Genomic DNA, 18,710 nt, shown 5'->3' on the forward strand with positions numbered 1-18,710 from the left:
TTGGTCATCCAGGACCCCGCACGAGACTCAGTGCGGGGCGCGGCACGATTCCGGCGAGGGCGAGCTGGTCGAAATCACGGACGAGGTCGGCAGGTGTAGGTCGCCGAGGTCGCCTCGATCGGCCTGCTCGTGGTGGCGACGAGCTCGGGCGTCCTTGTGTGCCCCTCAGGCGATGCCTTAGCCGCGCGGGCAGGGCTACAAGCTGTACCTCGCCTTTTTCTCCTCTTGCAGATGCACCCTCTCGTCACGATCATGCTGCCCGAGGAGTTCGAGAGCGTGGGTTCTACACACCGCCATGCCATCGAGGATCGTCACCGCGACGCAAGACGGGTCCGTGTTCATGGGCTGCTCACGCAGGCAGGTGACGCACAGGAGGTCGCTCATCCCCCTCACTATTCTCGTCCTACGAAGAATCCACAGGGCCCTCCGACCCTGAACCGTGGGCCGGACGGCCTTCCAAACCTTGGGGCGCCAATCCGAAATGAAAGCGACCGGATGCTGGTGACCCCTGGCTGGGCGCTGACGTGCTTGCCCGTGACGACGGCCGCATGGCGGTCTGGACCTCGAGGCGCTGAACCTGCACGGATGAGTGCCCCCGGTGGGATTCGAACCCACACTGGACGGATCATGATTCTCGTCCGCAGCGGTGAGCTACGGTGCGCGTTTGTGCTGGTCAGCGATGGTCTGAAGCAGTCGTGATCTTGACCGGTAGGCCTCCGTGAGCGGCGCTGGTGTGACGTAAGCGGCCACCAAACAGGACCGCCCAGCCCATCTGAATGTCCCGCGCTCGCCACGGTGATCAGTGGAAGGTGAGGTCGCCGGTCGTGATCGCCTCCTTGAGGTGCCGAGCCTTGTCGTAGTCGAGGCAGGTGGCCACGCCACCGGTGGCGACCGGCCAGCGCCCCCGAGCGAGTCATGTTTCGAGCGGTGCGGGCGAAGCCTTGCGATCACGACCCCGCTCTCAGCATCATATATTTCACACTATCGGTGTCGCTCAGCGCTCCGGCCGTCGCGTCCGTCTCCGCGGCCTGATCGCGAGCCTCGCGCACGACGTACGGAGAGGTTGGCGATGACGCTTCACGAGGGCGCCCCGGCGGCGACCACGGCGGTTCCGGCGGCCACCAGGCCGCGCAGGGTCCTGCCCGCCGCGATCGCCTCGCAGGCGATCGAGTACTACGACTTCCTGATCTACGGTACGGCCGCCTCGCTGGTCTTCGGGGCCCAGTTCTTCCCATCCGTGAGCCCTGTCGCAGGAGTGCTCGCCGCGTTCGCGACGTTCGCCGTCGGGTTCGCCGGCCGCCCGATTGGGGCGGCCGTTTTCGGTCACATCGGCGACCGCTACGGGCGCAAGCCCGCCCTCATCGGGGCGCTCGTGCTGATGGCCGCGGCCACCCTGCTGATCGGCGCCCTGCCGACCTACGCCTCGGTCGGCGTGGTGGCGCCGGTCCTCCTCGCCCTCCTGCGCGTGCTGCAGGGCATCTCGGTCGGGGGGCAATGGGCGGGGGCGACGCTCATCTCCCTCGAGCACGCCGACCCCCGTCGACGGGGCCTGCACGCGGCACTGCCCCAGATCGGGGTGTCGGTCGGGATGATCCTCGGGACGTTGGTGTTCCTGCTGGTGAGCGGGACCACCTCGGGTGCGCAGTTCTCGGCGTGGGGGTGGCGCATCCCCTTCCTGCTCACCGTGGTGATGTTCCCGATCGCGTACTACATGCACCGCTACATCTCCGACACGCCGGCGTTCCGTGCCGCGGAGGCGGCCCTGCTCGCGGAAGGAGAGCGGCCGCGCTCGTCGGTGCTCCAGATCCTGCGCCGACCACGCCAGATGCTGGTCGCGGCCGCGACGTTCCTCGTCGCCACGATCCTCTTCTACGTCACTGCGACCGGTGTCCTCGACTTCGGAGTGCGTGACGTCGGGATCCCGAAGTCGACGATGCTCACGGCGATCATGCTGTCGATGGTGGCGTTCGGGGTCGCGACAGTCCTCTGTGGCTGGCTCTCCGACGTCGTCGGGCGCCGGTCGGTCTACGCCGGCGGTGCCGCGCTCGCGGGGGTCTGGGCGTTCGCCCTGTTCCCGCTGGTCGAGACGGGGAGCTTCGGGTGGGTGCTGCTGGCCGTGTGCGTCGCCCAGGTGGCGGTCGGGGCGATGTTCGGGACGGCGAGCTCGATGTTCGCGGAGATGTTCCCGCCGAGCGTGCGGTACTCCGGGGCCGCGCTGGGCAACCAGGTCGCCAACGTCGTCGGCGGTGGGTTGGCCCCCTTCGTCGTAGTCGCGCTCATTGCCGGCACCGGGACGACGCTGTCGGTCGCCGTCTACGTCGCCGTCGCGGCCGCGATCAGCCTCGCAGCCGTCGGGTTGGTGCGGTTCGCCGCGCCCGACTCCGCCTGAGTCGCCATCGCTCCTGCGATCCCCGCCACCCAGCGGTTGTCAGTCACTCAGAACAAAATATATTGTTTCGGAGTCGTCGAAGGTTGAGGAGCTGCGCGTGACGGGCCGGGTGGAGTTCTGCGGGCTGGCCGAGGCGGTCGAGCGTCATGTGCGGCCGGGCGACGCGATCCACGTGGTGATGGGCCACAGCCGGTGGAGCGCGCTGGTGCGGGAGGTGGCCCGGCAGCACTGGGGAAGGCCCTCGGGTTTCACCCTGATCATGGCGAGCCTGTCCTCGCTGGGCACCGTGCTGGTGCGGGCGGGGTGTCTGGCGAAGGTCGTGTCGGTGTACTCGGGGGACTCGTTCCCGGTGTTCACCCCGAACCCGGTCTATCAGGCCGGGTTCGGGGCGCACGGTGGCGTGGAGGTCGAGCACTGGTCGTTCCTGACGTTCATCCAGCGGCTGCGGGCCGCGGCGACCGGCGTGCCCGCCGTCGTCACCGGCTCGGTCGCTGGCTCGTCGATGGCGGCCAACGCGGCCTATACCGAGGTCGACACCCCGTTCGGTCACCTCGGTCTGGTCGCTGCGCTCGCGCCGGACGTCGCGCTGCTGCACGCCGCGGTGGCCGACCGGGAGGGCAATCTCGCGATCGCACCGCCGATGTTCGAGGGCGTGGTCGGGGCAATGGCCGCCCGGCGGGGGGTCGTCGCCAGTGTGGAGCGGGTCGTGGACGACCTGCGGCCGTGGTCGGGGTTCGTGCGCATCCCGGCGCACCGGGTGCTGGCCGTCGTCGAGGCACCCTTCGGCGCCCATCCCGGGGGGGTGTTCGCCGGGCCTCGGGAGCAGGCGCTGCCGGTGTCGGGCTACGGCGAGGACATCGGGTTCTGGGTCGAGGTGCGTGAGGCCAGCCGGCGCGACGACTTCGATGACTGGATCCGAGAGTGGGTCCTCGAGCCGGCCGATCACGACGCCTACCTGGCCAAGCTGGGCCGGGAGCGTCTCGACGGGCTCGTGGCGGCCGCGACCGGACGGCGCCCCGACGGGCCCGTCGCCGACGCCGGCGAACCGTCTGCGACGGAGCGGGCGGCGGTGTGGTTGGCGGACCTGCTGGTGGAGCGGATCGCCGCGATCGGCGCCGACGGGGTGCTGGCCGGGGCCGGCCTGGCCAACCTCGCCGCCTGGGACGGCGTCGCCCGTGCCCGGCAGGCCGGTCACCGGGTCGCGCTGACCGCCGAGCTCGGGTTGTGGGGCTACGACCCCGCCCCGGGCGACCCCTACCCGTTCAGCTTCGCCAACTTCGGAACCTCGTCGATGCTGCTCGACACCGAACAGGTCCTCGGTTCCTTCGTCACGAGCCCGACCACCCGGGCGATCGCGTGTGTGGGCGCCGCGCTGATCGACCGGCACGGCAACATCAACACCACCCGAACCGACGACGGCACCCACCTGGTCGGCTCCGGGGGCGCCAACGACGTCGTCACCGGCGCGGACGAGACCCTGGTCGTGGGCACGATGAGCCCACGCCGGTTCGTCGCTGCCACCGACTACATCACCAGCCCCGGCGAGCGGGTGCGGGCGGTCGTGACCGACCTCGGCATCCTGGAGAACGCCGACGGCGAGCTGGTGCTCACCGCGGTCGCTCCCGGACCGGAACCGCAGCACGAGCGGATCGAGCTCGCCCGGTCCCGGTGCGGGTGGGCGCTCAAGACCGCCGATCACGTCCGGGACCTGCGCCCGGTGAGCACCGCCGACGTCGGGACCCTGCGGTCCTTCGACCCCGACGGACTCTTCCTCGGCCGCCGGACGCGGCCACACCCCGGCAGCGAAGGGAAGCAGCAGTGAGCGCACCGACCGTGCAGGTCGTCGACGACGAGGACTTCGCGCAGATCCGCGCCCAGGTCCGGGAGTTCGTCCGCGAGCAGGTCGTCCCCCGGGAACAGGAGATCGCCGAGTCCGACGCCATCCCGCCGGACATCCGGGCCCGGGCCGCGGACATGGGCCTGTTCGGCTACGCCCTGCCCCAGGCCTACGGCGGACTCGGGCTGGTGATCACCCAGGACGTCGAGCTCGCGTTCGAGCTGGGCTACACCGCCCTGTCGTTCCGGTCGCTGTTCGGGACCAACAACGGCATCGCCGGGCAGGTCCTGGTCGGTTACGGCACCGACGAGCAGCGCAAGCAATGGCTCGAGCCGATGGCCGAGGGCCGCTGCATCGCCTCCTTCGCGTTGACCGAGCCCGAGGCCGGCTCGGATCCCTCGGGGATGCGCGCGACCGCGACGTGGACCGACGGCGCGTGGGTCATCGACGGGCAGAAGCGCTACATCACCAACGCGCCGCTCTCCGACCTGCTGGTCACCTTCGCGAAGGTGCGCGGCACCGCCGAGAGCGACGGCCGGATCGCGGTCTTCTTGGTCCCGACGACGACGGCCGGGGTCATCGTCGGGCCGAAGGACCGCAAGATGGGCCAGGAAGGCGCCACGTCGTCGGAGGTGACCTTCGACGGGGTGCGGGTCGGGCCGGAGGCGCTGATCAGCGGCGAGATCGACACCGGGTTCCGGGCGGCGATGGCGGTGCTGGCCCGCGGGCGGGTGCACATCTCGGCGCTGGCGATGGGCCTGTCCCAGCGCGCGCTGGACGAGTCGGTGGCCTACTCCGCGGTGAACCGGCAGGGTGGGGTCCCGACGGGGGAGCGGCAGCTGGTGCAGGCGATGCTCGCCGAGCAGGCCTCGCTGGTGATGGCCGGCAAGGCGACCGCCCGTGAGGCGGCGGCGCGCTACCTCGACGGCACCGACCGTCGGATCGGCCCGTCCGCGGCGAAGCTGTTCTGTACCGAGGCCGCCGGCAAGGTCGCCGACCTCGCCGTGCAGGTCCACGGCGGTGCGGGATACATGCGCGAGATGCCCGTCGAGCGGCTCTACCGCGACGTGCGCCTGCTCCGGCTCTACGAGGGCACCAGCGAGATCCAGAAGCTGATCGTCGGCCGCGAACTGATCCGGCAGGCGCAGGCGTGACGGGCTACGACCGGTTCCCGAGCCTGCGCGTCGACGGCTCCGACCCCTCCGGCGTCGTCGAGCTCGTCCTCGACGCACCGAACCTCAACGCGGTCAGCGAGGCCGCCCACGCCGAGCTCGCCGAGATCTGGCGGGACTTCGACACCGACGACGCGGTCAGGGTCGTGCTGCTGCGCGGGGAGGGCAAGGGCTTCTCCGCGGGCGGATCCTTCGACCTCGTCGAGAAGCTCTCCACCGACTTCGAGGCCCGCACCCGCACCATGCGCGAGGCCCGCGACCTGGTCTACAACGTCATCGACTGCTCGAAGCCGATCGTCTCCGCGATCCACGGACCCGCCGTTGGCGCCGGCCTGGTCGCCGGGATGCTCGCCGACGTCTCGGTGGTCACCCGGACCGCGAAGATCATCGACGGTCACACCCGGCTGGGCGTTGCCGCCGGCGACCACGCCGCGATCTGCTGGCCGCTGCTGTGCGGGATGGCGAAGGCCAAGTACTACCTGATGACCTGCCGCCCCCTCTCCGGGGAGGAAGCCGAGCGGATCGGGCTGGTCTCCGTGTGCGTCGAGGACGACCAGCTCCTGACGACGGCCCGGGAGATCGCCACCGAGCTCGCCCACGGCGCCCCGAACGCGATCCGCTGGACCAAGCAATCGTTGAACAACTGGTACCGGCAGGTCGCCGGAGCGATCTTCGACAACTCCCTGGCCCTCGAGTTCTACGGCTTCGCCGGGCCGGAGGTCCGCGAGGGACTGGCCTCACACCGAGAGCGGCGCCCGCCGCAGTTCTGAGAGGACGACGATGACCTTCGAGGAACTCCTGAGGTCCCGGTGGAGCTGCCGGGCCTTCCGGGACGAGGAGCTGTCGGACGAGCTGCTCGACGACATCTTCCGCGTCGCGCAGCGGACCGCGTCGTGGTGCAACACGCAGCCCTGGCAGGTCCTGCTCACCCGCGGCGCGGCCACCAAGCGGTTCGCCGAGAGCCTCTCGGCGCACGTCCGGGGGAACCCGCCCAGCCCCGACCTGGAGATGCCCGCCGAGTACCGGGGCGTCTACCGGGACCGGCGCCGCGGCGCCGGGTACGCGCTCTACGCGAGCCTCGGGATCGACCGACAAGACATGCCGGCCCGTGAGGCCCAGATGATGCGGAACTACCTGTTCTTCGGGGCCCCGCACGTCGCCGTGATCACCACCGACAGGCTCCAGGGCACCTATGGGGCGATCGACTGCGGTGGCTACGTCGCCAACGTCCTCACCGCGGCGCGGGAGCGCGGGGTCGCGACGATCCCGCAGGCCGCGATTGCGGTGTACTCCGGGCACGTGCGGGAGTTCTTCGAGCTGCCGGAGGACCGTCTCGTGGTCTGCGCCATCTCGCTCGGCTACGCCGACGAGTCCGACCCGGTCAACGGTTTCCGCACCGAGCGCGCCGAGGTCGCCGACGCGGTGACGGTGGTGGACCGCTGATCAGCGCCAGGTGACTGAGCCCGTGACGGCGGGCTCGCCGTCGGGCGGCCCGGCGGAGAGGTCGTCGCCGTTCTCGGCGACCACGACCGGTGTGCCCGCGAAGGTGGGCCGGCGGAGCCGGAAGGTGAATGTGGCGAGGTCGGGTGAGAGGCCGGCCCGCCGTGCCGGTTCCAGCAGCAGCAGGGCGAGCAGGGGTCCGTGCACGACGAGACCGGGGTAGCCCTCGACGTCGCGGGCGTAGGGCTCGTCGTGGTGGATTCGGTGGGCGTTGTAGGTCAATGCCGAGTACCGGAAGAGCATCCGCGAGTCGGGGAGGAGGCCGATGCGGTCGTCGGGGAGGGTCGCCCTCTCGATCGCCGGCGGTGCGTGCTGACTGCCCGACGACGATGCCGTGTTGCGGCCTTCGTCGGTGGCGGGGGCCTGCCGGTAGACGACGTCCTGTTCCTCGACCACGGCGAGCCCGTCGCTGTCGGAGTACTCGCGTCGCTCGGTCACGAACAGCATCTCGCCGCTACGGCCGGTCTTCGGAACGATGTCGGTGATGCGGCAGTCGCGGTGCACCTCGGTGCCGAGCCGCAACGGCGCCCGGAACTCCACGCGTCCCCCGGCGAACATCCGCAGACGGCGGGGGATCGGCGGCAGGAAGTGCCCGGACGCGAGGTGGCCGTCGGGACCGAGCTCGTCCGAGCGCGGGTGCTCGAGGAAGTACAGCCACTGCCACAGCGGCGGAAGGCGATCACCCGACGGCGGTGGCTGGTCCAGCAGGGCGGCGAACGCGTCGGTGGGCCACCGGTCGAGTGTCACCACGGCGGACTCGGACTGCGGTGCCCAGTCCTCAATCGCGTGAGCGAGGGCGTTCACGGTTCGCCGAGTCCGCCGCGTTTGACCAGCTGGCCGGCGATGACGTTGCGTTGGATCTCGTTGGTGCCCTCGCCGACGATCATCAGCGGGGCGTCGCGGAAGTAGCGTTCCACGTCGTACTCGGTGGAATAGCCGTAACCGCCGTGGATGCGGACCGCGTTCAACGCGACGTCCATGGCGATCTCGGAGGTGAACAGCTTCGCCATCCCCGCCTCCATGTCCGCCCGCTCCCCGGCGTCGAAGCGCTCCGCGGCGTGCAGGATCAACTGCCGCGCCGCGGTGATCTTGGTGGCCATGTCGGCGAGGTAGTTCCCGATCGACTGGTGCTGCCAGATCGGCTTCCCGAACGCCTCCCGTTGCTGGGCGTAGGCCAGCGCGTCCTCGAACGCCGCCGTCGCGACCCCCAGCGCCCGGGCCGCGACCTGGATCCGCCCGGTCTCCAGGCCCTTCATCATCTGGGCGAACCCGCGGCCCTCCTCGCCGCCGAGCAGCGCGTCGGCGGGCACGGCCATGTCGGTGAAGTTGAGCTCGCAGGTCTCCACCCCCTTGTAGCCCAGCTTCGACAGGTCCTTCGACACCTCCAGCCCGGGCCCGTGCTCGACCAGCAGGATCGACACCCCTCGGTGCTTGGGCTCCGCGGCGGGGTCGGTCTTGCACAGCAGCGCGATCAACCCGGACCGGCGCGCGTTGGAGATCCAGGTCTTGGACCCGTTCACCACGTACGAGTTCCCGGACCGGCGCGCGGTCGTGGTCATCGCCTGCAGATCCGACCCACCGCCGGGCTCGGTCAGCGCCATCGTCGCCCGCAGCTCCCCGGTCGCCATCCGCGGCAGATACGAGTCCTTCTGCTCCTGGGTCCCGAACGCCACCAGCAGCTTCGCGACCACGGTGTGCCCGCCCATCGCCCCGGCCAGCGACATCCAGCCCCGCGCCAGTTCGGCCGTGACCAGCGCATAGCAGGGCATCGACACCGGCGCCTCACCCCAGGGCTCCGGGATCGCCAGTCCGTAGATCCCGAGCTCCTTCATCGACTCGATCAGGGCTTCGGGATAGCTGTTGGCATGCTCGAGCTCGGAGACCACCGGCTTGACGTCCTTGTCCACGAACGCCCGCACCGTCTCCACCACGAACCGTTCCTCGGACGACAGGCTCGACACCGTGAATCACTCCCACCAGTAGCGCGATCGTCCACACATAATATATTCATCGTCGGCGGTAGCAAGGTCTGCCGTGGTGACCTGTCACCCCCGCCGAGGCCCCGGCCAGCGCCGGGGACGGGGTGCTAGGAGACGCTCTCCTCGTCGGACCACAGGCCGCGCTTGGACAGCTCGTCCACCAGGCGGTCGGCGCCGGCGAGGATGTGCTGGTTCATCAGGGAGCGCACCTTGCGCACGTCCCGGCGGTGGAGAGCTTCGACGATCTTGGGGTGGTCTTGGCGCGCACCCTCCACCTGGCCCTCGATGGAGGCGTAGAAGCGGTTGGGAAGGTGCTTGACGGCCGCGGCGAGCAGGAAGGTCAGTCGCCGGGAGTCGGCCGCGAGGTTGATCTCGCGGTGGAAGGCGTGCCCGAGGGCGGCCATCCGTTCGGCATCGTCGTTGTCGACCGCCGCCTCGTGCTCCGCGAGGACGGCATCGAGTCGCTCGAGTTGCTCGGGAGTGATCCGTTTGGCGGCCCGGGCGGCCAATTCGCTCGCCAGCTGCGCCTGGGTCCAGAACAGGTCACGCAGGTCCTGCTCGGTGAATGCCGCGGCCATGAAGCCTCGACGGGGGACGAGCTCGACGAAGCCCTCGCTCTGCAGGGTGAGTAAGCCCTCGCGGACCGGGGTGTTGCTGATCCCCATGGCCTCGGCGATCGGCTCGAGCCGTAGGAAGTCGCCGGGGCGGACCTCTCCCGAGATGATCCGCTCGCGGACGTACGTGGCCACTTCCTCGGGCAACGGCGTGCGGTGGTTGCCCCGCGAGATCGCGGTTACCTCGTCGGCCATCTCCGGTTCCCCCAGGATCACGCATGATATTGCGGGTGAGGTCGTTTCGACTCCTCCGCTCGACCGGTCAAGGGTATCAGCGTTCGAAGATCGAGCCGGGCTCGGACGTGCAACGACTCGCCGACGGGGTCTGGCGCCTTCGTACTGTGCATTTTATATTTAGCGCTTCCGAGTGAAGAGGTACGAGATGGATGTGCGACCGGCCAGGCCCGCGTCGAGTGCTCACTGGAGCTGGGCCGAAGTGCTCCGGCCGGTGGAGGCGCGCAGGGTGCAGGAGGAGCGGCTGCGTGAGCAGGTCGATCACCTCGCGCGTCACAGTGCCTTCTACCGGGCGAAGTTCGACGAGCACGGGGTGGACCCGGCGAGGGTCCGCACGGTCGGGGACCTGGTCGGTCTGCCGTTCACCGAGAAGCAGGAGCTGCGGGAGAGCCTGGCCGCGGCGCCGCCGTTGGGTCACCACCTGGCCGCCGACCCGGCGGAGGTCGTGCAGATCCAGGCGTCGTCGGGGACCACCGGCAGCCCGTCCTATGTCGGGCTCACCGCCTCGGATGTGCAGACCTGGTGCGAGCTCGGCGCTCGCGCCCTCTACGCCAACGGCTTCCGTCCGGGTGACCGGCTGCTGCACGGGTTCGGGATGAGCAAGGGCTTCGTCGGGGGCCTGCCGATCGTGCAGATCCTGCAGTACATGGGGATCGTCGACATCCCGATCGGGGCCGAGGCCGGGGTGGAGCGGCTGTTACGGGTGCAGGCCGACCAACGCCCGGACGCGTTGATCGGGACGCCGTACTTCCTGACCCACCTCGCCGAGCAGGCGCCGACCGTCCTCGGGACGAAGGCCAGGGACCTCGGGGTCCGGTCGATCAGCGTGGGGGGCGAGCCGGGCGGCGGACTGCCGGCGGTACGGGAGAAGCTCGAGGGACTCTGGGACGCCTCGGTACGCGAGATGCTCGGGGGCACCGACATCGGGTGTACCTACTGGGGCGAGTGCGAGGCGGCCGACGGCATGCACTTCCTGTCCCCGGACCTCATGGTCGCCGAGCTCATCGACCCCGACGGCACCGTCATCGACCCCGTCGAGGGCGCCCAGGGCGAGCTGGTCTACACCGCGCTGCGCCGCCGGGCGTCCCCGCTGCTGCGGTTCCGCACCCGCGACCAGGTCGTGGTGACCGGCACCGACTGCCCGTGCGGGCGGACCGGCTACAAGGTCCGCTGTGTCGGGCGCACCGACGACATGCTCATCGTCCGTGGCATCAACCTCTTCCCCTCCGCGATCAAGGACCTGGTCCAGGCCATGGCGCCCGCGACGACCGGCGAGATGCGCATCCGCGCGGATTTCGAGGGCCACTCCACCCAGCGGCCGCTACCCGTGGTCGTCGAGCACGCCGCCGACCTGCCCGACGACCGGCGCGAGGGTCTGCGGTCCGAGCTCGAGACCCGCATCCGCTCCGCGCTCAACGTCAAGACCGTGGTCGAGCTGGTTCCGGAGGGCACCCTGCAGCGGCCGGACCACGTCAAGGTCGCGCTGGTGGAACGGGTCCCCCCGAGGCCATGACCCTCGCGTCGCACCTGCGCTGCGGGGCGCTCGGCGAGTGGTTCCGCGCCGGATCCCTGGATCACGCCGCCCTGGCCGACCGCGTGGGCGATGCGCTGCGGGGGCGGGTGCCGCTGCGTTCTGCGCGCCGCAGTACGGCCGGTCACCGTGCTCTGGTCCAGGCGATCGTGCGGGCCCGGCTCGGTCTGGTCGTCCAGCACGCACCGCCCTACCGGGCGCTGGTCGGCGCTCACCGTCTCGGGCTCGCGCCCCGGCGTGAGCTGCACGAGCTGGCGGCCCGCTTCCCCAGCCATACCGGGCTCTCCGAGGGTCGTCGTCGCACGGCCTTGCGGTGGCGCCCGGCCGGGCCGGGCTGGCTCGACGTGGGTGACCCGCTCTCGCCGGGCCGACCGGTGCCGCGGGGACGCGATGGTCGGGTCGCCCGGGTCGTCGCCACCGAGCTCGAACTGCTCGACGCGTGGGCGCCGCCGGGTCGACTCGCCGACCCGGCGACCGAGCGGCAGCTCGCGGCGATGTGCGCCGTCACCGCCGGCTGGGCGGCCGGAGTCCCGGCGGCCCCGAGGCACGGCCCGCCGGCGGGGGACAAGGCCGGCCCGTTCCTGCCGGCAGCGGCGCAGGACGAGGCCGCGGAGCTCGTCGCGCTGGCCTGCGAAGCCGGAATCCTGACCCGGCTGCACCGCTGCGCCGGTCGACCCGGAGCGGGTCTCGCCCTCGGAACCGCGGACGCGGTGTTCGTCCCGCGGTGGGCCGAGGGCGGGACGGTGATCGGGCCGGGCACGGGTGGATCGGGTCCGGCGCTGCTCGTGGACGTCGTGACCCCCGCGGACCCGCTGCGCGACCTCGGACGCCTCCACGGCTGGTGCCACCACCTGCTGGCCCGGGCCTGGCTCGATGCGCCGGACCGGCACGGCGTCACTCACGTCGGCCTCTACTTCGCCCGCCACGGGGCGCTCGCGACCTGGCCGCTCGACGAACTCGCCGCCGCGACAGCACGCGACGATCGGGCCGCCCGGAACCCGTTCCTCGAGCTCGCCCGACGCGCCGCGACCGCCGACGGAGTCGTGCTCCGGGCGCCGAGAGCGTCGTCCACGGCGGACGACCGGGGTGCGCGACGGGCTTCCTCGTTGGGCTCAGATAATATATTGTGCATGACATGAACCCGTACCGTTCCATGCTGTTCGTGCCCGGCCACAAGTCGAGCTGGGCGGACAAGGCGATCGCCTCGGGCGTCGACGCGTTGATCCTCGACCTCGAGGACTCGGTTCCGGCGGCCGACAAGACGGGCGCGCGGGACACCGTCCGCGAGACGCTCGGGCGCCTGCGCCGGGAGCAGGTGCGCGCCGACGTCTGGGTGCGCCCGAACAGCATGGACAGCGGTCTCTTCGGCGCCGACGTCGAGAAGGTCGTGGTCGACGGGCTGGCCGGCCTCTTCCTGCCGAAGGTCTTCTCCGCCGAGGAGATCGTCCGGATCGACGCCGTGGTGTCACACGTGGAGGAGCGCGAAGGCCTCGCGGCCGGGTCGGTGGGCCTGATCGTGAGCTTCGAGACCGCAGCGGCGATGGCGCACTGCGAGGAGATCGCCGCGGCGAGCCCGCGGGTGTCCAGCCTGCTCGGGGCGACCGGCCCGAGCGCCGACGTCGGCCGTGAGCTCGGGTTCGAGTTCACTCCGGAGGGGCTCGAGACGCTCTATCTGCGCAGCCGCATCATCCTGGCCGCTCGCGCCGCCGGCCTGCACCATCCGGTGACCGGGGTATGGCAGGACATCAAGGACCTCGACGGGTTCCGCCGCTTCGCCCTCGACGCCCGGGGGCTCGGTTATCGGGGAATGGTGTGCATCCACCCGTCGCACGTGGCGGTGTCGAACGAAGTGTTCACCCCCTCACCCGAGGCGGTCGACCACGCCCGTCGGATGATCGAGGCCTTCCGCAAGGCCGAGGCCGAGGGCAGCGGCGCCGTCGACTTCGAGGGCCAGCACATCGACCTCGCCCACGCGAAGACGGCCGAGGGCATCGTCGCGCTGGCCGACGCGATCGCGGCCCGCTGACCGACGTGGTCAGCTCTCGGCGCGGCGGGCGGTGTCCGAGGGCAGTTCCCCGAACCGGTCGCGGTACTGCTGCGCGAACCGGCCCGGGTGGAAGAAACCCCAGCCGGCCGCCACGTCGGTCACCGACCCACCACGGGTCGAGAGTTCGAGGTTGACGCGGTCCAACCGGACCCCACGCAGGTAGGCCGTGGGGGACATCCCCGCGAGATCGCGGAACCCCGCTTGCAATGCACGTTCGCTGATCCCGACCGAGGCGGCGAGATCGGCGGTGCACGCGACGTCGTCGGGATGTGCGTCCAGGTAGTCCATGACCTCCCGGACGCGCGACCGGCCGGTGTTCGACGGCCGCTCCGCCAGCTGCGGGGACAGCCGGCTGGGGATCGCGGTCAGGAGCTGCGTCATCAGCGCCGACTCCATCTCCTGCCGTGCGGCGGGCATGGTCGCGAGACCCCCGGGGCGCGCGAGCTCGGCGTACATGAACCCCGCCGTCGCCACCAGAGCCTGGCCGGCGCCGGTCGTGGTGTCGAAGGTCAGCGCGAAGTCGATCGGGTCCTCGCACGGCCGGCCGACGAGCTTCGCCGCGTGCGCTTCGAGGAGTTCTCGCGGCAGCTTCACGACGTACTGGGTCGCGTCCGGGGCGAAGCGGATCGTCAGCGGGGCGTCGGGGCCGAACGCGTTGCCGGTGAGACCGGCCGTCGTGGTGCCGGACACCCCGCCCTGCCGGACGTCGCAGCACCCCGCGATCGGGAGGTTGACGTGGTAGCAGAGCTGCATCGGGGGACCGTCGATGGTCACGTCGGCGCCATAACCGAGCTGCCCGAGGGTCACCCGGGCGGCCGGGGCGAGGTCGAGCTGGAAGGCGATCGTGCGCCCGTCCGCCACCCGGACGTCGTGGTCGGCGAAGGTCTTGCTGATCCGTTCGCGCGCCACGTCGAGGTCGTCGGTGCGGAACCGCTGTGGTCCGGCCTCGGCGGCGCGGGTCGTGTGATCGAGCATGCTTCCTCGCAAGTGCCCGGAGTCGTACGCCGGTGTCCACCGGCGTCTCACGTTATCACATAATATTTTCTGTACGAACTGATCGCAGCGCGCTGACGTGCTGCGGTTCGCGGACGGTTCCCAGCGCTCACGGGATGGTGACCTGGCTCTCGTCGGTCCTAGCGTCGCCTCACACCCCACAGGCCGGCGCTCGCCGGAGGACACGAGGGAGTCGCACGGCCATGACCCAGGCGCCCACGCAGGAGCGCGAGCCGGTCGAGGGCACCTGCCCTCGGTGCGGCGCGCCGGAACTCCGTCGCTACCCCGTCAACTCCGAGGGCGGCTGGTTCGAGGTCGTGAAGTGCCAGCGCTGCCTGTGCTCGGTGAGCCGCGAGCACGGGCCCCGGCTCGGCCCGATCCAGCTGCTGTCCGACCTGCTCTGAGCAGGGTCGACGAGAAGAAGGGTTCGACGATGATCGCAGTCGACGTGGGCGGCACGTTCACCGACGTGGTCGCCCTGCGCGACGGGAAGATCGAGACCGCCAAGGTCTCCACCGACTACGGCGACGTCGCCGCGCCGGTCCTCGAGGGCGCCGCGCTGCTCGGCGTCGGGGACAGCGCGGTCTTCAACCACGCCAGCACGCACGGTCTCAACGCCGTGATCACCCGTCGGCTGCCCAAGATCGGGTTCCTGGCCACCGAGGGACACCGGGACATCCTCGACATGGGTCGCGTCTGGCGTCCGGCAGAGGCCATCCTGGACCCGCGGTGGCGGCGCAGCTTCGGCGACGCGTCCCGCCCCCTCGTGCCCCGCTACCTGCGCCGAGGGATCCGGGAGCGGATCACCGCGGACGGCGGCGTGCTGTTCGGCCTCGACGAGGACCAGGCGCGCGCCGAGCTCGAGGTGCTGCGCCGGTGCGGCGTCGTCGGGGTCGCGATCTGCCTGATCAACGCCTACGTCGACCACCGCCACGAGGAGCGGCTGCGCGAGCTGGTCCGCGAGGTCCTCGGCGACGTCCCCTGCTCGATCTCGAGTGAGGTCTCCCCGCTGGCCAAGGAGTACGCGCGGGCCTCGACGACCGTCGTCGACGCCCTCATGAAGATCATCTACTCGGACTACGCGGCCACGCTCGAGAAGGGTCTGGCCGATCTCGGCTTCACCGGCCAGCTCAACTTCGCGGACTGCGCGGCCACGCTGGTCCCGGCCGGCCGCGCGATGGAGCAGCCGTTCCGCATCGTGTTCTCCGGTCCGGCCGCGGGCACCGTCGCGAGCGCCCACTTCGGCTCCCTGATCGGCGAGACCCACCTGCTCTGCGCGGACGTCGGTGGCACCTCGTGCGACATCAGTGTGGTCACCGGCGGCGAGCCGTTCGTCAACACCACGTTCGAGCTCGAGCACGACCTCGTCGTGAACGCCCTGGCCAACGACGTCTCGGCGATCGGTGCCGGCGGCGGCAGCGTCGTCGCGATCGGGCGCAACGGTGAGGTGCGCGTCGGTCCGGAGAGCGCCGGGTCGGCTCCGGGTCCGGCCTGCTACGGGCGGGGCGGCACGCAACCGACGACCACCGACACCTGCCTGATGATCGGCCTGATCGATCCGGCGGGATTCGCCGGCGGCCGGCTCGCGCTGCAGCCCGACCTCGCCCGGCGGGCGTTCGAGGCCCTCGACTGTGAACTCAGCCTCGCCCAGCGGGTCCGCCACGCCTACGAGATGGCGGTGCACAACATCGCCGAGGGCGTCTTCAACGTCGCCATCAAGAACGGCGTCGACCCGCGCGACTACAGCCTCGTCGCCTACGGCGCGGCCGGACCGATGCTGTTGCCGGCGGCGATGGCGGCGATCCACTGCAAGCAGGTGATCGTGCCCCCGGAGCCCGGCCTGTTCTCCGCGCTCGGGCTGATGTCCACCGACCAGGTGTTCACCCTCAACCGCAGCGCCTACACGATCCTGAGCCCCGAGGTCGCCCCGCAGATCGACACGCTGTTCGCGGAGATGGAGCAGCAGGTCCGCGAGCGCCTCGAGCCCGGCGTCGACGTCCGGCTGGAACGCAGCTACGACGGCCACCTCATGGGGCAGAGCTGGGACACCCCGTTCGTCCCGGTGCCCGACGGAACGATTGACGGCGACGCGATCGGGACCATGATCGCGTCGTTCCACGACACCTACGAGCAGCGCTCCCGGAACCGCTTCGACGTGGTGCCCGTCGAGGGGGTGACCTTCCGGGTCCGCGCGGTGATCGACACCCCGAAGGTCGAGTACCCCGAGATCCTCGATCGTGCCGACGGCGAGGACCTCACCCCGACCCGGACCACGACCCTGCGCTACCTCGAGGGGGACGACGGAACGGGGATCGAGGCACCCGTCTACGCGCGGACCGACCTCCGGGCCGGCGACGAGCTCACGGGCCCCTTCGTGGTCGACGAAGGCCTGTCCACCACCCACGTCGGCGCCGGCCAGCACCTGCGCGTCGGGCGCTACGGCGAGCTCGTGATCCGGAGGAACGACCGATGACGACGACCGAGCCCGCGACCAGCATCAGGGACCTGTCCGACGACGAGTTCGAGACCACCTACCGTGCCGACCGGTTCACCGCCTCGGTGATCGCCAACCGGCTCAAGTACGTCGTCGAGCACATGTCGACGGCCTTCCTGCGCGAGGCGTTCTCCCCGATCATCCGCGACTGGTACGACTTCGCGTGCACCATCAGCGGGCCACCCGAGCACGACTACCGGATGGCCGTCGTGTCGAACAGCCTCACGGTGTTCCTGGGGAGCATGCCCGACGCGGTGCGCAACGCCGTCGAGGAGTACGGCCCCGAGAACCTCGCGCCCGGCGACGTGCTGATCTGCAACGACCCCAACCGCGGCGGCCGGCACGTCAACGACGTGCTGTTCACCCGGCCGGTCTTCGTCGACGGCCGCATCGTCGCGTTCGTCAACATCTGCGCCCACCAGCTCGACATGGGCGGCACGGTCCCCGGCGGGTTCTCCGCGACCAAGGCGAACACCTACGAGAACGGCCTGGTCATCCCGCCGGTGCTCATGTGGTCGGGGGACGCGCCCGTGCGCTCCACGTTCAGCATGATCTTCGACAACTCGCGCTTCGGGGCGATGCTCCTCCCGGACTTCAAGAGCATGCACCAGCAGCTGCAACTGGGGGAGCGGCTGGTCCACGAGAACATCGACCGCTACGGGCTCGACGCCGTGCTCGGCACCCTGCGCTACACCTGCGACACCTCGGCGGACCGGATGCGCGACGCCCTCGCCGCCGTGCCGGACGGGGACTACCACGGCGCCGCCACCCTCGACGCCGACGGCCTCGACGACTCGATCAGCTACACGGTGCACGTGACCCTCCGCAAGCGGGGCGAGGAGATCGAGGCCGACCTCTCGGGCACCTCCGCCCAGGCCCGGACCTGCATCAACTGCGGGATCACCGACGCCAAGACCGCGCTCGGCGTCGCGCTCACGATGCTGCTCGACCCCGAGATCCCCTTCACCTCGGGCACCTGGCGGCACGTCGACCTCGTCGCCCCGGCGGGCACGCTGGTGACGGCGATGCCCCCCGAGGGGGCGCCGATGATGTTCTGGGAGGCCTCCGGGACCCTCCTCGCGGCCGTGTTCGACGCGCTCAACCCGGTGCTCGGCGAGCGCGCCGTCGGAGGCGACTACGGGTCGACCAACACCCACAACGCGAGCGGCCTGCGCGCCGACGGTTCGTTCTGGACCAGCGCCACCCAGTGCGGCGGCGAGCACGGACCCTGGGGCGCCACCAGGGACGGGGACGGCGACAGTTACACCGTCCTGTTCAACCTCAACAACCTCGACCCGGCCACCGAGACGATCGAGCACGACTCCCCGGTGGTGGTGCTGCGCAAGGAGCACGCCATCGACACCGGCGGCGCGGGCCGGCACCGCGGTGGCGCCGCCAACCTCAAGGACAGCCTCTGGCTGACCGACGCCGAGCAGTACCTCTCGCCGTTCCGGACCAAGGAGCCCAGCGGGGTCGGGGCGAACGGCGGGCGGCCGGGCCCCAACGGCGCCATGTGGATCTTCCCGGGTGTCGACGGCCGCGGTCCCGACGCGCTCGTCGCGACCACCGACGACGTCTACGCCGGGAGCACCCCCGTCGCCGGCGTCCTCGACCCGCGGAGCAAGGCCCTCGACCCCGAGCACGGCACCTACCACCACTTCGGCGGACAGAAGGCCTGGCGGACGACGGCGGGCTCGGTGCTGCGGTGCCTCACCAACGGCGGCGGGGGCTGGGGCGCCCCGTTCGAGCGCGACCCGCGGAAGGTCCTCGCCGACGTCCGCGACGAGTACGTGAGCGTCGAGGGCGCCGCCCGCGACTACGGCGTCGTCATCGTCGGCGACCCGCACTTCGACCCCGAGAACCTGCGCATCGACGAGGCCGCCACGGCCGCGCTGCGCGGCCCGGCCTGAAAGGAACTCC

Annotated in this window: 15 protein-coding genes; 11 read left to right on the forward strand and 4 right to left on the reverse strand. The window is 71.0% G+C overall.

Going from position 1 to position 18,710, the window contains the following annotated elements:
• The first annotated feature begins 1,069 nt into the window (after positions 1-1,069).
• The 5 genes from LQ327_RS30095 to LQ327_RS30115 all read left to right on the forward strand — a co-directional run bounded on the left by LQ327_RS30095 (position 1,070) and on the right by LQ327_RS30115 (position 6,841).
• Entirely contained in the window at positions 1,070-2,389 is a 1,320-nt protein-coding gene (locus LQ327_RS30095; RefSeq protein WP_230739847.1) for an MFS transporter, read from the forward strand.
• Positions 2,390-2,486: 97 nt separating this feature from the next.
• A complete protein-coding gene (locus tag LQ327_RS30100; protein ID WP_230739849.1) occupies positions 2,487-4,211 on the forward strand; it encodes a CoA-transferase in 1,725 nt (574 codons plus the stop codon).
• The gene (locus tag LQ327_RS30105; protein ID WP_230739851.1) at positions 4,208-5,380 is read left to right on the forward strand and encodes an acyl-CoA dehydrogenase family protein; all 1,173 of its coding nucleotides are present in this window, start codon (positions 4,208-4,210) and stop codon (positions 5,378-5,380) included. The genes LQ327_RS30100 and LQ327_RS30105 overlap by 4 nt, the downstream gene beginning before the upstream one ends.
• Entirely contained in the window at positions 5,377-6,168 is a 792-nt protein-coding gene (locus LQ327_RS30110; RefSeq protein WP_230739853.1) for an enoyl-CoA hydratase/isomerase family protein, read from the forward strand. The genes LQ327_RS30105 and LQ327_RS30110 overlap by 4 nt, the downstream gene beginning before the upstream one ends.
• A 10-nt stretch (positions 6,169-6,178) precedes the next feature.
• The gene (locus LQ327_RS30115) at positions 6,179-6,841 is read left to right on the forward strand and encodes a nitroreductase (RefSeq protein ID WP_230739855.1); all 663 of its coding nucleotides are present in this window, start codon (positions 6,179-6,181) and stop codon (positions 6,839-6,841) included.
• Here LQ327_RS30115 and LQ327_RS30120 read toward each other — a convergent pair whose 3' ends face one another.
• The 3 genes from LQ327_RS30120 to LQ327_RS30130 all read right to left on the reverse strand — a co-directional run bounded on the left by LQ327_RS30120 (position 6,842) and on the right by LQ327_RS30130 (position 9,686).
• Complete coding sequence (locus LQ327_RS30120; RefSeq protein ID WP_230739857.1) at positions 6,842-7,648, reverse strand: HTD2 family dehydratase; 807 nt, start codon at positions 7,646-7,648, stop codon at positions 6,842-6,844.
• A gap of 50 nt (positions 7,649-7,698) precedes the next feature.
• Positions 7,699-8,859 (reverse strand): acyl-CoA dehydrogenase family protein, encoded by a 1,161-nt coding sequence (locus tag LQ327_RS30125; RefSeq protein WP_230739859.1) that lies wholly within the window; start codon positions 8,857-8,859, stop codon positions 7,699-7,701.
• Positions 8,860-8,984: 125 nt separating this feature from the next.
• Positions 8,985-9,686, reverse strand: a complete 702-nt coding sequence (locus LQ327_RS30130; protein WP_230739861.1) for a GntR family transcriptional regulator — start codon at positions 9,684-9,686, stop codon at positions 8,985-8,987.
• A gap of 268 nt (positions 9,687-9,954) precedes the next feature.
• On the opposite strand from LQ327_RS30130, the gene LQ327_RS35090 reads away from it, so the two are divergent.
• Genes LQ327_RS35090 through LQ327_RS30145 form a run of 3 tightly spaced genes read left to right on the forward strand, consistent with a single transcriptional unit; the run spans position 9,955 to position 13,282 of the window.
• Positions 9,955-11,238 (forward strand): phenylacetate--CoA ligase family protein, encoded by a 1,284-nt coding sequence (locus LQ327_RS35090; RefSeq protein WP_230739863.1) that lies wholly within the window; start codon positions 9,955-9,957, stop codon positions 11,236-11,238.
• A complete protein-coding gene (locus LQ327_RS30140; protein WP_230739865.1) occupies positions 11,235-12,395 on the forward strand; it encodes a hypothetical protein in 1,161 nt (386 codons plus the stop codon). Before LQ327_RS35090 ends, LQ327_RS30140 begins: the two co-directional genes overlap by 4 nt.
• On the forward strand, positions 12,392-13,282 hold the full coding sequence (locus LQ327_RS30145) for an HpcH/HpaI aldolase/citrate lyase family protein (RefSeq protein WP_230739867.1): 891 nt from the start codon (positions 12,392-12,394) through the stop codon (positions 13,280-13,282). The genes LQ327_RS30140 and LQ327_RS30145 overlap by 4 nt, the downstream gene beginning before the upstream one ends.
• Positions 13,283-13,291: 9 nt before the next feature.
• Here the strand turns inward: LQ327_RS30145 and LQ327_RS30150 are convergent, their stop codons facing one another.
• On the reverse strand, positions 13,292-14,278 hold the full coding sequence (locus LQ327_RS30150) for an AraC family transcriptional regulator (RefSeq protein WP_230739869.1): 987 nt from the start codon (positions 14,276-14,278) through the stop codon (positions 13,292-13,294).
• A gap of 221 nt (positions 14,279-14,499) precedes the next feature.
• On the opposite strand from LQ327_RS30150, the gene LQ327_RS30155 reads away from it, so the two are divergent.
• Genes LQ327_RS30155 through LQ327_RS30165 form a run of 3 tightly spaced genes read left to right on the forward strand, consistent with a single transcriptional unit; the run spans position 14,500 to position 18,700 of the window.
• The gene (locus tag LQ327_RS30155; protein WP_230739871.1) at positions 14,500-14,700 is read left to right on the forward strand and encodes a hypothetical protein; all 201 of its coding nucleotides are present in this window, start codon (positions 14,500-14,502) and stop codon (positions 14,698-14,700) included.
• Positions 14,701-14,729: 29 nt separating this feature from the next.
• The gene (locus LQ327_RS30160; protein WP_230739874.1) at positions 14,730-16,769 is read left to right on the forward strand and encodes a hydantoinase/oxoprolinase family protein; all 2,040 of its coding nucleotides are present in this window, start codon (positions 14,730-14,732) and stop codon (positions 16,767-16,769) included.
• Positions 16,766-18,700: a hydantoinase B/oxoprolinase family protein gene (locus tag LQ327_RS30165; RefSeq protein ID WP_230739876.1), complete on the forward strand. Its 1,935-nt coding sequence runs from the start codon at positions 16,766-16,768 to the stop codon at positions 18,698-18,700. The genes LQ327_RS30160 and LQ327_RS30165 overlap by 4 nt, the downstream gene beginning before the upstream one ends.
• Positions 18,701-18,710 lie beyond the last annotated feature (10 nt).

It is taken from the genome of Actinomycetospora endophytica, from assembly GCF_021026375.1.
GTDB classification, from domain to species: domain Bacteria; phylum Actinomycetota; class Actinomycetes; order Mycobacteriales; family Pseudonocardiaceae; genus Actinomycetospora; species Actinomycetospora endophytica.

Excerpts from the sequence above, each read along its gene's own strand:
- LQ327_RS30095 (WP_230739847.1), top strand. The coding sequence starts at position 1,070 with ATGACGCTTCACGAGGGCGCCCCGGCGGCGACCACGGCGGTTCCGGCG.
- LQ327_RS30115 (WP_230739855.1), top strand. The coding sequence starts at position 6,179 with ATGACCTTCGAGGAACTCCTGAGGTCCCGGTGGAGCTGCCGGGCCTTC.
- LQ327_RS30130 (WP_230739861.1), bottom strand. The coding sequence starts at position 9,686 with ATGGCCGACGAGGTAACCGCGATCTCGCGGGGCAACCACCGCACGCCG.
- LQ327_RS30140 (WP_230739865.1), top strand. The coding sequence starts at position 11,235 with ATGACCCTCGCGTCGCACCTGCGCTGCGGGGCGCTCGGCGAGTGGTTC.
- LQ327_RS30145 (WP_230739867.1), top strand. The coding sequence starts at position 12,392 with ATGAACCCGTACCGTTCCATGCTGTTCGTGCCCGGCCACAAGTCGAGC.
- LQ327_RS30150 (WP_230739869.1), bottom strand. The coding sequence starts at position 14,278 with ATGCTCGATCACACGACCCGCGCCGCCGAGGCCGGACCACAGCGGTTC.
- LQ327_RS30155 (WP_230739871.1), top strand. The coding sequence starts at position 14,500 with ATGACCCAGGCGCCCACGCAGGAGCGCGAGCCGGTCGAGGGCACCTGC.
- LQ327_RS30160 (WP_230739874.1), top strand. The coding sequence starts at position 14,730 with ATGATCGCAGTCGACGTGGGCGGCACGTTCACCGACGTGGTCGCCCTG.
- LQ327_RS30165 (WP_230739876.1), top strand. The coding sequence starts at position 16,766 with ATGACGACGACCGAGCCCGCGACCAGCATCAGGGACCTGTCCGACGAC.